Origin of the sequence: Paenibacillus hunanensis, assembly GCF_014645615.1 — a bacterium.
Taxonomy (GTDB): Bacteria; Bacillota; Bacilli; order Paenibacillales; family Paenibacillaceae; genus Saccharibacillus; species Saccharibacillus hunanensis.
On the sequence record NZ_BMMB01000004.1, the window covers coordinates 121,938 to 135,150 of the forward strand.

Annotated in this window: 11 protein-coding genes; 6 read left to right on the forward strand and 5 right to left on the reverse strand. The window is 44.4% G+C overall.

The window, feature by feature from the left end; translation table 11 throughout:
• Window positions 1-212: 212 nt before the first annotated feature.
• Both IEX62_RS09200 and IEX62_RS09205 read left to right on the forward strand, forming a co-directional pair.
• Window positions 213-2,567: a putative bifunctional diguanylate cyclase/phosphodiesterase gene (locus IEX62_RS09200; RefSeq protein ID WP_188775170.1), complete on the forward strand. Its 2,355-nt coding sequence runs from the start codon at window positions 213-215 to the stop codon at window positions 2,565-2,567.
• A gap of 607 nt (window positions 2,568-3,174) precedes the next feature.
• Window positions 3,175-3,870, forward strand: a complete 696-nt coding sequence (locus tag IEX62_RS09205) for a YitT family protein (RefSeq protein WP_188775171.1) — start codon at window positions 3,175-3,177, stop codon at window positions 3,868-3,870.
• Between the two features lie 439 nt (window positions 3,871-4,309).
• Here IEX62_RS09205 and IEX62_RS09210 read toward each other — a convergent pair whose 3' ends face one another.
• A complete protein-coding gene (locus IEX62_RS09210) occupies window positions 4,310-5,515 on the reverse strand; it encodes an MFS transporter (RefSeq protein WP_188775172.1) in 1,206 nt (401 codons plus the stop codon).
• 152 nt (window positions 5,516-5,667) lie between these two features.
• Here IEX62_RS09210 and IEX62_RS09215 point away from each other — a divergent pair, with 152 nt between their 5' ends.
• Window positions 5,668-6,225 (forward strand): RNA 2'-phosphotransferase, encoded by a 558-nt coding sequence (locus IEX62_RS09215; RefSeq protein WP_188775173.1) that lies wholly within the window; start codon window positions 5,668-5,670, stop codon window positions 6,223-6,225.
• 180 nt (window positions 6,226-6,405) lie between these two features.
• On the opposite strand, the gene IEX62_RS09220 is transcribed toward IEX62_RS09215, so the two are convergent.
• The 3 genes from IEX62_RS09220 to hxlA form a co-directional block, all read right to left on the reverse strand.
• Complete coding sequence (locus IEX62_RS09220) at window positions 6,406-7,440, reverse strand: LLM class flavin-dependent oxidoreductase (protein ID WP_188775174.1); 1,035 nt, start codon at window positions 7,438-7,440, stop codon at window positions 6,406-6,408.
• Between the two features lie 291 nt (window positions 7,441-7,731).
• Window positions 7,732-8,319 carry a 6-phospho-3-hexuloisomerase gene (gene hxlB, locus IEX62_RS09225; RefSeq protein ID WP_229685703.1) on the reverse strand — a complete coding sequence of 196 codons (588 nt, stop codon included), beginning with the start codon at window positions 8,317-8,319 and terminating at the stop codon, window positions 7,732-7,734.
• Window position 8,320: 1 nt separating this feature from the next.
• Window positions 8,321-8,953, reverse strand: coding sequence for a 3-hexulose-6-phosphate synthase (gene hxlA / locus IEX62_RS09230; protein ID WP_188775175.1), 633 nt, complete (start codon window positions 8,951-8,953; stop codon window positions 8,321-8,323).
• A 251-nt stretch (window positions 8,954-9,204) separates the two neighbouring features.
• Between hxlA and hxlR the strand changes: the two genes are divergently transcribed.
• The 3 genes from hxlR (at window position 9,205) to IEX62_RS09245 (ending at window position 12,845) form a co-directional block, all read left to right on the forward strand.
• Window positions 9,205-9,564 (forward strand): transcriptional activator HxlR, encoded by a 360-nt coding sequence (hxlR, locus tag IEX62_RS09235; protein WP_188775176.1) that lies wholly within the window; start codon window positions 9,205-9,207, stop codon window positions 9,562-9,564.
• A 138-nt stretch (window positions 9,565-9,702) separates the two neighbouring features.
• Window positions 9,703-10,350, forward strand: coding sequence for an SDR family oxidoreductase (locus IEX62_RS09240; RefSeq protein WP_188775600.1), 648 nt, complete (start codon window positions 9,703-9,705; stop codon window positions 10,348-10,350).
• Between the two features lie 272 nt (window positions 10,351-10,622).
• Window positions 10,623-12,845, forward strand: coding sequence for a septation ring formation regulator EzrA (locus IEX62_RS09245; protein WP_188775177.1), 2,223 nt, complete (start codon window positions 10,623-10,625; stop codon window positions 12,843-12,845).
• A gap of 139 nt (window positions 12,846-12,984) precedes the next feature.
• Here the strand turns inward: IEX62_RS09245 and IEX62_RS09250 are convergent, their stop codons facing one another.
• Window positions 12,985-13,173, reverse strand: a complete 189-nt coding sequence (locus tag IEX62_RS09250; RefSeq protein ID WP_188775178.1) for a DUF2188 domain-containing protein — start codon at window positions 13,171-13,173, stop codon at window positions 12,985-12,987.
• Window positions 13,174-13,213: the final 40 nt, after the last annotated feature.

The following is a 13,213-nucleotide window of genomic DNA, read 5'->3' on the forward strand; positions in this document are numbered from 1 at the left end:
CAAAAACAGTACCTTCATCATCCCCATGAAAGTACTGTTTTTATTATAAATTCTGCATCGTAATTATTAAAACGATATCCGACTAAAAATAGGAATACCTAATTTATAAATTTAAAGTTAAAAAATTCCATATTAATACCGATATAATTATCAATGGAAATAGAGCAATTAGGTTGCTCATCCTTTGATTGTTTGATGTAAGGGGGAACGTTATGCATCGTTATCGCCAATTTGCTTATACAGCAGCAATAGGGATACTTATGAATTACCTACTACTAATCATCTTTCGACAGAATGACAATGTACTTACATGGCTGACACCAATTCTAAATATGATTGCGCCATTACTCACAACAGCCATTCTGTCTATAGTCACCTATCGTTGCCGGGGAGAAAGTCGAATATTTTGGGGTCTGCTAACGGCCAGTCATCTGTGCTATGGCTTTTCCATTGTAGCTTCTTCCATCCTTCACATGAATCCATCGCTTGTATCCTCGATATTCAGCTTCTCTGACTTTTTCTGGATGCTCCATAATCTTTTTATTTTCGTAGCTTTATTACTACTCGGACAACGTAGCCTGCGAGGGCTAGGTAAAATTCAATTTTTGCTGGATACGTCCATTTTCATGCTAACCGTGGTGGCGATCAGCTGGGCGCTTATCGTGGAGCCGATCATGTGGCGAAGCATCAATGAAAATGGTGGCAACTGGGCCTATTTGCTTGTGAATTTGAGTTATCCGCTAGTCGAGCTGGTGCTAATCTTTATGCTCGTACTCCTATTGTTCGTGCGAGTAGATCGACAGCATAATCGAGTTGGCTGGTTGCTTATGTGGTCATTACTCGTTTTTGCAGCAGCAGATATGAGCTACTTTTATATGCTAGAGCACAATATGTATCGTATGGGCAGCCTGATTGATCCATTATGGAGCGCTTCTTTATTATTGTCTGCACTAGCAGGGCTTGAATTTTTAAAGCAGCCGCCTTCCCAGGAAGTATTGCCTGTAGCCTATGCTTCTCATGCCAGAGGATGGGTCAAGCGTGTTCTGCCCTATGTTAGCGTAACTGTACTATTATTTTTCGTCATTCCACGGCAATTTTCATCCTTCGATATGCTGCTACTCAGCTGTATGCTCGGCATCTTATTGCTTTCGATCCGTCAGTTATTATCTCTCTCTGAAAATGATACCCTGCTACTTCGTCTGCGGCAGCTGCTACGGTTAAGCGACCATGCTGCACGGCATGATGAGCTTACTGGACTGCCTAACCGTCGTCAATTTTATGAGCAATTGCAACGACGAATAGAAGCAGCAGAGGATAAGCATGAGCTGGCTGTGCTATTCTTCGATTTTGATCGCTTCAAGTACATTAATGACAGCCTGGGACATGCGGCTGGAGATCGCGTATTACAAATGGCAGCGGAGCGCTTCCGCAGTCATTTATCGGATGAACTCATGCTTGCGCGTCTGGGTGGAGATGAATTCATTTTATTGCTTGATCCGATGCAGGATCATACGCATGTGGAGCGTGTCGTCGATAAGATCAGGCACTGCTTACAGGAGCCGCTTGATATGAATGGACATCCACTCTATATCTCAGTAAGCATCGGGGTAGCGATCTATCCGCAGGATGGATTAACGCTCGATGAGCTAGTGAAAAATGCAGATGCAGCGATGTATGAAGCCAAGAAGAACGCAAGGCAGGAAGCCGTCTATTTTACCAATGCGATCGGTGCGCATTATGAAAACCGCTTAGGTCTGGAAAGCTCTCTGCGCGGTGCATTATGTCGCCAGGAGCTGGAGCTATATTACCAGTATCAGGTGAGATTGGATAATGGACAGATTGAGGGGATGGAGGCGCTACTGCGCTGGAAGCATCCTGAGCTTGGATTTATTTCACCTCTTGATTTTATTCCGATTGCCGAAGAAACGGGTCTGATCATTCCGATTGGGGAATGGGTATTACGCTCAGCATGCGAGCAGCAACGCATCTGGAAAGAGCAGGGCTATGGTGATTTTCGTATGAGTGTGAACGTATCGCCTTATCAATTTCATGATGATCAGCTAGCTGACCGCTTCCTAGAAATTATTGCTGAAACTGGAATTGAGCCTACGCAACTTGTAATAGAAATTACAGAGTCACTTGCAATTCATAATGTAGAACGTGTCATTGTCCAGCTGGATAAGCTGCGTGAATGTGGGGTGCAGCTAGCGATTGACGACTTCGGCAGTGGTTATGCATCGCTTGCTTATGTGAAGCAGCTACGTCCATCGATTTTGAAAATTGATCGTAGCTTTGTTTGTTGTATTGATGATATGGATGAAGATTGTCGTATGGCAGGAGCGATTGTTGCACTTGGTAAAGCGCTGCATATTCATGTGCTCGCTGAGGGTGTGGAGACTGAGGCGCAGCTGCAATTTTTGAAAGAAACCGGCTGCGATGAAATTCAAGGCTACTATGTGAATCGTCCAATGCCAGCATCCGAGATCAGTCAGCAGCTTGAATCCGCAGGCAATTCATTTTATATCGTTAAAAGCTTGCTGGATAATCTTGACCGCGCCAAGTCGTAACTGCAAGTTGTAATTAAATGGTTTCATTATGATCTTCGTTATATGTCTCCATATTGGATCACTTTATTTGCATCATTTTATGAGGATAGATTAAAAACAGGGCTAGATTGTAAACGTCATGTTAGCCCTGTTTTAACACAACATTATCGCGGAAAACGGCGTATTTTCGCGGCTCATCCGCTTTTCCATTACGATCGACGAGAAACGGTGCATACGGAAGGAAAAGCGGTAGGATAGTGAACCTATACATGAATAGAGCGGAATAATGACAGTTTATTGCAAACCATTGCGACTTATTGCAGAATACGACGATTCGGCAAGTTGTTTAGCAACAAGCCGTCCGTGGTATAATAGATACAGATTTAAATTCTAACACCAGAAAGGATCAGGATACCATGTGTCCCCGAAGGATGATTTCCCAAAGGACGATTTGGAAACGTTATGATCTCTCCTATACTTAGCTCCTCCGTAGTGTAGTGCCCAACCTATTGGCCTATATCTTACGGAAAAGGAGCAGCACGTATGCGAAGGATGAAGTCCTCCAGGTGCACCTCCCGTAAGAACAGGTCATTAAAGACCACACTTACGAGAAAAAGAGGGAACCTGTATGAGGAAGAGAACAAATGACAATTGGAAGGTTGCAGCAAAGCAAGTAGCTGCAATATTGATCGGTACGTTTATTCTTGCGTTTGCTTATTATCACATTAATTTTCATAACAATCTGTCGGAAGGCGGATTTGTTGGTCTGGCATTGCTGGGCAAATATTTGTTTGGCTGGTCGCCAGCATGGAGTACGCTTGTACTCGATATTCCAGTAATTATGATTGCCTGGTGGCTAAAAGGACACCGCTTTATGATCATGACCATGATCGGAGCGGGTGCGTTTTCGCTGTTCTATGCAGGGTTTGAGCAATTATCGCCGTTTGTCGTGGACTTGCACGGAAGCCTGTTAGCAGCCGCTGTAGTGTCGGGTATTTTAACTGGACTTGGCGCTGGAATTGTTCTCCGTTATGGAGGGGCCACGGGAGGCGACGATGTATTATCCCGCTTGATCAGTGACTGGAAAGGCTGGAAGATCGGTAATGTGTTTATTGTTGGAGATGCGATCGTTCTTGGTCTTTGCCTCATCTTCCTGCCATTTAAGGAAACGATGTTTACGATGTTAGCTGTATGGTTGGCAGGTAAAATGATCACCTGGACAGTAACGGTAGAGCTGAGAATGCCATTTACCGTTCGTAAGGTAAAAGATGCAGCTACAGCTGTAAAAGTACCAGCAGCGTCAACGCTGCCACGTTCGTCCTGATATGCTATTAGCGATTCAGGATACTAAAATTGTAAATGGATGTGTGGAACATTTGATTGATGTGACCAGATGGACAAGATTCTCATCAGCTCAAGCGCATGAGCGATGTATCGAATACACTGAATTACCAATAAGGGCGTGCTGTATCGGATTCCTCCGTACAGCGCGCCTTTATTGTATTTGCGATGGAATCAGCGGATGTAGCAAGCCACGGCATACAAAATAGACTATGAATAGATAGGAGCGTATTCATGCTTGTACCAAGCTACTCCTTATACAGTCATAGTCTATTGAATGAGTCGGAATTTATTTGCCAAAATGATTGGAAGTAAAATACCATTTGCTAGGCAACTAGGCAACTAGGCAACTAGGCAACTAGGCAACTAGGCAACTAGGCAACTAGGCAACTAGGCAACTAGGCAACTAGGCAACTAGGCAACTAGGCAATCTGCTTTTTACGCTTCTCCACCATATAATAGCTGAGTACAGCGCCGCCTGTACCGATCGCAGCCAGTACACCGCCTACGAGTGGTACATACACGAGTCCAGCATGAGTAATGACCACACCACCAATAAAGGCACCTGCCGCATTGCCAAGATTGAGCGCAGAGTGGCTGGAGGTTGCAGCAAGTCGTGGTGCTTCGTGCGCCAGATTCATAATGCGTAGCTGAATTCCTGGCATAATACCAAATGCCGCCATTCCCCATAAGAAAATAACGATCAATGTAAGTACGGGCCAATGCAATACACCGGACAGAATGAATAGCAGCACCGACAATAAGCCAAAGATCGTAATCACAGACGGCATCAGCTTCCAGTCAGCCAGACGCCCGCCGATTAGATTCCCTAGCGTTACGCCAATCCCATACATAACCAGAATCCATGTGACATTGCTTTCCTGAAATCCTGTCACATCCGTTAGCATCGGGGTAATATACGTAAATACGGTAAACAGACTACAGCAACCAAAGGCACCTGTTGCAAGAATTAGCAGTACCTGCGGATGGAACAGACTGCGAACCTCTTTGCCCAGACTGGGTTGCTCGGTTTGATGAATTTTAGGAATAAGCCAGATAATACCGATTAGCGAGATTACACCCATGACCGTGATCGCACCAAATGATGAACGCCAGCCCAGCTGCTGTCCAATCAATGTGCCAAAAGGAACACCGATAATATTAGCGATGGTCAAGCCAGCAAGCACGAGCGAGACGGCACCTGCACGTTTATCAGGACGAACCAGTCGTGCAGCGATGAGGGAACCTGTGCCCAGGAATGTACCATGAGCAAGAGCTGTCACCAATCGCGAAATCATCAGTACATTGTAGTTAGGCGCAATCGCAGCTACCAGATTACCGATAATGAAGATCGCCATCAACAGGCAGAGCAATTGCTTTTGTGCCACCCGATTGGTAGCGATTGTGAGCAGAGGCGCACCTACAGCAACACCAAGTGCATAGCCAGTAATCAGCTGTCCAGCCTGCGGAATCGTAACCTTTAGATCGCTTGCTACATTGGGCAACAGTCCCATAATGACGAACTCAGTCATGCCAATCGCAAAGGCACCTGCGGTCAGGCAGAACAGAGCCACTGGAAAGCGACCACTAGGAGTTGCTCCAGCTTCAGATATTTCTTTGTTTTGCATCGTTTCTCTCCATTTCTTATTATTTCTCTAGGTATGATATATTCATACTAACATTTCAAATTGCAAATGAACATCATTTCAAGCTCGCAATTCCGTAGGGAGTATCACGTAAAAGTGGTTGCTCTCTGTTATCGGAGGAAAGGAATATAAACATGATACATGCTAAACGCGAAAAACAGCTTAGCAAGCAAATGAGCTTTGTCCTTCGCCATCGTCCTGAAGCTTACGGTATAGTGCTTGATCCAGAGGATGGTTCGTGTTTACTACAAGAGCTTGTCCAAGCTTTATCCGTTCATGGCGATGTTGGTGAAGTGACTGAACATGAAGTGCGCGACGTTGTAGCACATTCAGACAAGCAGCGCTTTGAGATCAATGGAGAACGCATTCGGGCTCGGTACGGTCACAGTAGCCCGGAAGTACAGTATGCTGCTGCTACTCCACCTGCTGTGTTATATCATGGAACAGCGGAAGCGTTCTGGGATATCATTCATGTCGAAGGCTTGAAGCCGATGGGTAGACAATATGTACATCTGTCAGCAAGCACGGAATTTGCTGCACTCGCAGGACGACGCAAAGGTAAGCTACTCATGCTGCGAATTGATGCCGTAGCTGCTGCACAGGATGATGTTCTATTTTATGATGCAGGTCATGATGTATGGCTGGCACATCATATACCAGCAGCTTATATTCAGCGAGAGGAATCATTGTAAGGAAGCGATGCTTCTTCGCATCCTGCATATGACTAGCATTTAAAATTGTAATATAGGCAATACGCGATATTTATAGCATGTGCAGAGAGACATAGCGTATCAACATATAATATAAACATACAGATAAAAAGCAGCGGCAGGATATCCTAACCGCTGCTTTTATTTATTATCTATACACACTCAAGCGTGTGCAGGTGCAGCATCGTTCAGCTTGAATGCTTCTGCAAGCAGCTCGTAGGAACGAATACGTGCTTGATTATCATGAATCGCTGACACGATCAGCAGCTCATCTGTCTGATAATCTGCTGCGAATTGCAGAAGGCGTTCTTTGACCTGATCCGGTGTACCGACTACGCGGAAGCGGCGGCTATCGCGAATGTTAGCCAGCTCCATGTCATTGTAATGGTACTCAGCAGCTGTCTTCGCCGATGGTAAATAAGGCAATGGACGATTCTGGCGTAAAGTCAGGAAATACAAATCATTACTGCGCATCAGATATTCCGCTTCTTCCTCCGTCTCTGCGCAAGCTACCGTAATCGCTGCTAATGACTTCGGTGTAGGGGAGAGTACAGACGGTCTGAAGTTTTCTTTGTAATGTGCTACTGCATCCTCGCCACCTGTTGTTCCGAAAAATTGGGCAAAGGCATATGATGCGCCAGTCATCGCTGCCAGCTCTGCTGTACCGCCACTGGAGCCGAGCAGCCATAGCTCAGGCATCGTATCGATGCTTGGCTGAGCAGTCAGACCGGCATAGCGATGATCCGCAGGTGTAGCTTCATTAAGATAGCCGATCAGATCAACGATCTGCTGTGGATAACGATCTGCGGCATGCATGGATGGGAATTTGCCCTCCTGCATCGCGCGATTGACCAGCGGTGTACCACCTGGTGCGCGTCCTACACCAAGATCGATTCGATTAGGATGTAAAGCTTCTAGCAATCGGAAGGTTTCGGCCACTTTATAAGCGCTGTAGTGTGGAAGCATAATACCGCCTGAGCCAACACGAATACGTGATGTGTGGGCGGCAACATGCGAGATCATAATTTCCGGGCTAGAATGGGCAAGGCTTGGAAAGTCATGATGCTCTGACATCCAATAACGTGAATAACCAAGACGATCAGCTGCCTTTGCAAGCTCTAATGTGTTGTTCAACGCGTCAATCGCGTTCTGTCCTTCATTAATATGCGACTGGTCAAGAATCCCCAGCTTTAACATGATTATCACCTCAAATAAAATGGATAGCAGCGTACAGCAGCTATCCGATAGATTATAGTAATTGTTACTTTTAGATACTATGTTACTTGTATGACGTTACTAATATTATATTACAAAACGTTCCAAATGACAAAGGGAATCGCATATTGTTACATCTGGTTATACATCCATACAGCTTTACATAGTATTACAGTAGCTTTTATTCAATGATTCACAACGTTATCTATAAAATAAGCGACCCTACCTATGTCATCTACAGACACAGCAGGGTCGCTCGGATATCAATATGAACTACTCCAAATTAGCATGATTGCTAAACATCGCTTCGGTATCGCCACCACGCAGCTCCATGAGATGCAGCATCAGACCATCAAACAGTAACAGCACAGACTGCTCAAACAGTGAGCCCATCGGTTGCACAGTGCTTGTATTGCCCTTCTGCGCAGGATCTTTTGGAGCGCCAGGAACTTGCACGATTAGATTCGCTTTACGTCCAATCGACGATTCAGGGAAGATCGTTACAGCAGCAAGCTCGACTTCGGCTTGAAGCGCCTTATCTGCCATAATGTCGAGCCCTTTGGTTTCTCCTGAGCCTGAGACAATAATGAGCAGATCGCCCTTGCCTGCTTTGGGAGTGACCGTCTCGCCAACAACATAAGCATTCAGCCCTAGCTGCATTAAGCGCATAGCGAGTGCACGCGACATAAGCCCGGAACGTCCTGCGCCAGCGGTAAAAATATGACGCGACTGCAAGATGCGTTCAGCAAGCTGTTCTACCTGTTCACCTGCAATACCAGACAATGTGCCTTGTAGCTCCTGTAAAATACGTTCAAAATGCGCTGAAACCGAAACCTTTGAGGAAGGAATCTGGCTCATCATATTACGCCTGTGCAATCAGCTCGCGGAATTGCGATGCTGTTGTTGCTTTGTCATCCTGGCTTGTGATGCCGCCGCCAACGATCACCAGATCCGGGTTCGCTTGAATGACTTCTGGCATCGTTGCGAGCTTGATGCCACCGGCAACGGCTGTTTTCGCGTTTTTCACTACACTTTTGATCGTTGCGAGATCAGCAAATGGGCTTTGACCTGCTGCTTGACCGTCGTAGCCTGTATGCACGCAAATGTAATCCACGCCAAGCTCATCCAATTCTTTTGCACGAGTGGCGATATCCTGTACGTTGATCATATCAACCAGCACTTTGCGACCTTGCTTTTTCGCTTCGTCTACACAGCCTTTGATCGTCAGGTCGTTACTTGCGCCCAGTACTGTAATGATATCTGCGCCAGCTTCAGAAGCCTTCATAATCTCATAACCGCCTGCATCCATAATTTTCAGATCGGCAAGCACCTTCAGATTTGGAAAAGCTTCCTTCATTGCTTTGACAGCATGTAGTCCTTCGTTGATCACGATCGGTGTACCAATTTCTACAATATCAATAAATGGCTCCACTTCTTTGACAAGTGCGATGCCTTCCGGAATATTCACCAGATCAAGTGCGAGTTGTAGTTCCATATTCGTAATTCCTCCTGTAGTAGCCACATCTGGCATATAATGTAGTAAATCCATGCGAACAATAGGTTTAATGGTGACAATATGTTATACATAGCACCATCACGGTTGCGTTCGCTGTAGTGCTAGTATAAAGTAGAGACGTTAGTTTAAGTAAGTACGCACTTTTTTTTTACCTAGTGCCTAAAAGTATACTATGGGTCATATCAAGGGTTTTGAGCGGCACGGATATGAAATAATGGAGGAATGTATAGATGCGTGAACGTGTATTTAACTGTGAAAAGGAATTAACGCTATCCGTCATTGGAGGCAAGTGGAAGATGCTGATCCTGTGGCATCTGGGCAAAACCGGTACCAAACGCTTTGGTGAGCTAAAGTCACTTATTCCGGGTATTACGCAGCGTATGCTGGTCAGTCAGCTGCGTGAGCTAGAGGAGGATCTGATCGTGCATCGTGAGGTGTACCCGGTCGTTCCGCCCAAGGTTGAATATTCGCTTACAGAGATCGGAGAAAGCTTGATGCCGATTTTGGATGCGATGTACAGCTGGGGACAAAATTATATGAAGGTCGCTGAAATCGAGCCAGTTGAGATTAAGCCAGCGATGTGGAATTAATATTCAGTCCGCTAACAAGCGATAGGTGGTATTCAGCAGTCGTTTCCGGGTATACATGTAAGGGAGCCTGCAACGACAGGCCAGTATACGGTAGATGAGATACCATCTGCTTAATCGTTTGCTTAGGAGGAATGGATGATGAATATTACAGTTATTGGCGCCAATGGCCAAATTGGCAAGCTACTCACACAATATCTGGCACAGGAAACAGAGCACGAGGTAACCGCTGTGATTCGCAAGCCAGAGCAAGCAGAAGCATTGGAGCAGCTGGGTGCGAAGACAGCGCTGGCTGATCTGGAAGGTACAGTGGAAGACCTGACTAAAGTGGTGACTGGATCAGATGCTATCGTATTCGCAGCCGGTTCCGGCGGTAGTACAGGCGATGATAAAACGCTGCTCATTGATCTGGATGGCGCAGTGAAATGTATGGAGGCAGCCGAGCAGGCAGGCGTATCTCGCTTCGTACTGGTCAGCGCATTGTTCGCCTATGATCGTGCCAAATGGTCTCAGGAGATCAAGCCTTATTATGTAGCGAAGCATTATGCTGACCGTCTGCTGGAAGCCAGCTCGCTTGATTATACAATCGTTCGCCCGGGCGGATTGAAAAACGATCCAGGCACAGGCAGCATCCAAATTGCCGAAAAGCTATCCGATAGCGGAAGCATCCCACGCGCCGATGTCGCAAAAGTAATCGCACATCTGATCGATAACAAAAACACGTATCGCAAAGGCTACGATGTCATTTCTGGTGATCAGCCGGTAGAGGAAGCATTGAAGGGATTGTAAGGTATAGAAGGTCAGGGTTAATAGAATTGTACGGATATAATCATGAATATACGCACGCATCTAAAAGTTTAAATGATGCATATTTGTATAAATACCTTTTTAGCGTTAAGTCATCCGTAGTTATGCAGCTGCACTGCATGGCTACGGATTTATTTGTTGGCGCTTTTTCATGATAATATACGTATGAAGGTGAGCAGGCTAGGCACAATGTGAATGCTATATAGACAATTGATAGATAACCATAGGTCTGATGATAGCTGAGGGGGAGTTGGATGAAACGATGGATATGTATATTACCCATCTTGTTACTGAATTGCTTGTGTACAAGTTATACAAGTGAGGCTTCGCAGGAACACATAAATCAAAAAGCTTCGCTTACTTCGACTAATTCAATAATGAATATCATAAAATATCAACCGGATTCATATATACATATAACAGTGAGTGATAATAAAAATACTACTCTCGCGGAGTCATCTTATTCAGCTAAGCTAGTATATTCACATTCAATGTATAGCGCTGTACCGAAACAACCAAGCTACAATCAGTTGATCCTTGCAACAAAATTAGGCGAGGTAGTAAATAATTCAGAATCGATTTCTATAGCGGCTCAAGAGGATTGGACAGGAAAGACATTGGCATGGATTGTCTATATGATCGCATTGATCGTTTTACTTTATTTTTTGTACTGGCTCAGTAAACAGATCCATCGATTGATACAGCCGAGTTTTGTTGAGATACCAGCTATTCGTCAAAGAATAAGTAGTCTAAAGAGTAAGGCTTTACAACATCAGGAGCAAGCTTTCCCCTTTTTAAAATCAACACAAGGTGAAAGTAATTCCATTGCTCGTCAAGCATATGATGAATTGCAACGCTTGATTCAACAAATAGACGATATCACACTATCTGTAGCTTTAACGAAATACTCTGTGTTTCAACGCGAGCAGGTGAAGCGAATAGTGAGAGAGACGACAGCCACATTAGATCAGATTGAGCAGGATATACTTTTGTATACCTCGCATATTCAAAAAATTAACGAAGCCAAGATCTACGTGTCAGATCAGCTTCACGATCTAAAGGATAGCTTGCAACGGGCTAGACGTCGGCTACAGCAGCTACAAGCCCAAACAGGCTTTTCTCTTCAACAGGTAGATACTGCATTATTCCAAGTCCATGAACACATGGAAACGATTAAAACCTTACAACGTTACGAACCTTTGCAAGCAGCAGCATCTATGAAACAGGTAATAACTACTATGCAAGGATTAGCGTTGGACTTGAGCTACGTTCAGCAATATAGTGAAAAATGCAATCAATTTGTAGCTCATGCACAGCATAACAAGCAGCTTGCAGAGAGCTTGATCGAACAACATCAGCTTCGGATATCATATAATATCGATGATCGGGTTGCAGAAAGTACTAATCATATTCCTGAATTGCGGCAGGCAATAGAGCGTGGTGATATGATAGCAGCAAAATCATTATACAAACAGATGGAGCAACGAATAGAGCAGATAGTTTTGCACATCCAGCAATTAATTGAGAAAAAGCAACAAATTCAATACGAGCTACCTTTACTTGACGATAAAATATCTTATTTGGCAAAAGCGATAGATCAGCGTGAGCAACAGTGGAACGCTATAAAAGAACGTTATCCTATGGATATATGGAATGAGCAATATCAAAAGTTCATACACACCCAACAGGAGCTACAACAAAGTACGCAACACATCAATAAAATGAAACAGCTTATTCATCCCAACCGCCAAGCGTATGATGAAGCAGATCACCTGTTAACTACAATGAAAAGGATGATAAAGCAAGCTGAGAATGTCCTCCGTGCAAATGATGATGATTTTCATCGATGGAAGGAAGCAGAGAAACCTGTATATGAAACGTTCAATGAATGTGTATACCAGTATGAGCGTATAAACAAAATTATAAAGCAAAGCGAGATGGAATGGGGAAATCATGCTGCCTTATATCGAAAATATGAACAAATAACGAAGCAACAACAGCTATTAAAAAATACATTTCAGCAAAGCGTACTGCATATCTATCGATTGCAGGAGCAACTTGCAACGCATAAAAATTCATCGATAGCATTCCACTCTGATATACAGCGTTTAATAGAGCAAAGAGGTCGTATTCGTGCCTATGCAGGTTCACTGGCTTCAGAGCATAAACAAGCGATGTATGCTGCCCGTACATTTATGAAAAGTAGTCAAATCAAATCGTATGAGCAAGAATATCAGCTCTATATTGAACGTTATGTAGAGCTTATGCAGAGAGGTAACTATGATATAGCAGATGAGCCACTACAAAATATCCGACAAATAAATGAGCGATTACATGCTGTTGTCCAAACAGGCAAAATAGCGCAGCAGCAAAGAAAGGATCACGCTCGACAGGTTCGTTTGATTAAACAGGCTCATCGCAGATCAAGTTCAACCTCACAATCGAAAAAATCTTCTTTAATTGATGATGACGATTAATAGTAAAAAGCCCGTTTGCATCATAAGACTATGCTTCCGGCATAACCGTATGTCATCCAAACGGGCTTTTTTCATTCTAAGCTCCTATCGACTATCTTAATCACATATTCAACCTAAACTCAACTCAATCTAAATCTATTCAATCCTTACCTTTACCCTCTGGATGATTCTCATCCCATTCCTCTGCCTTGGAAGTGGCAATGGCGATCGCTCGGCCTTCCTCATAGCCTTCATCCAGCAGGGCATTGGCAATCTCCACAGCTTTATTACGCACGCGTTCATCCAGATTTTTCATTGAATCAGGGTAATCCTTTTTAGTCCACGGCATCGTAATCGCTCCTTTGTATACAGATATCGTCTACACATAA

What these genes read in the sequence shown, in the direction of transcription:
- IEX62_RS09200 (WP_188775170.1), top strand. Translation starts at nt 213, where the DNA reads ATGCATCGTTATCGCCAATTTGCTTATACAGCAGCAATAGGGATACTT.
- IEX62_RS09205 (WP_188775171.1), top strand. Translation starts at nt 3,175, where the DNA reads ATGAGGAAGAGAACAAATGACAATTGGAAGGTTGCAGCAAAGCAAGTA.
- IEX62_RS09210 (WP_188775172.1), bottom strand. Translation starts at nt 5,515, where the DNA reads ATGCAAAACAAAGAAATATCTGAAGCTGGAGCAACTCCTAGTGGTCGC.
- IEX62_RS09215 (WP_188775173.1), top strand. Translation starts at nt 5,668, where the DNA reads ATGATACATGCTAAACGCGAAAAACAGCTTAGCAAGCAAATGAGCTTT.
- IEX62_RS09220 (WP_188775174.1), bottom strand. Translation starts at nt 7,440, where the DNA reads ATGTTAAAGCTGGGGATTCTTGACCAGTCGCATATTAATGAAGGACAG.
- hxlB (WP_229685703.1), bottom strand. Translation starts at nt 8,319, where the DNA reads ATGATGAGCCAGATTCCTTCCTCAAAGGTTTCGGTTTCAGCGCATTTT.
- hxlA (WP_188775175.1), bottom strand. Translation starts at nt 8,953, where the DNA reads ATGGAACTACAACTCGCACTTGATCTGGTGAATATTCCGGAAGGCATC.
- hxlR (WP_188775176.1), top strand. Translation starts at nt 9,205, where the DNA reads ATGCGTGAACGTGTATTTAACTGTGAAAAGGAATTAACGCTATCCGTC.
- IEX62_RS09240 (WP_188775600.1), top strand. Translation starts at nt 9,703, where the DNA reads ATGAATATTACAGTTATTGGCGCCAATGGCCAAATTGGCAAGCTACTC.
- IEX62_RS09245 (WP_188775177.1), top strand. Translation starts at nt 10,623, where the DNA reads ATGAAACGATGGATATGTATATTACCCATCTTGTTACTGAATTGCTTG.
- IEX62_RS09250 (WP_188775178.1), bottom strand. Translation starts at nt 13,173, where the DNA reads ATGCCGTGGACTAAAAAGGATTACCCTGATTCAATGAAAAATCTGGAT.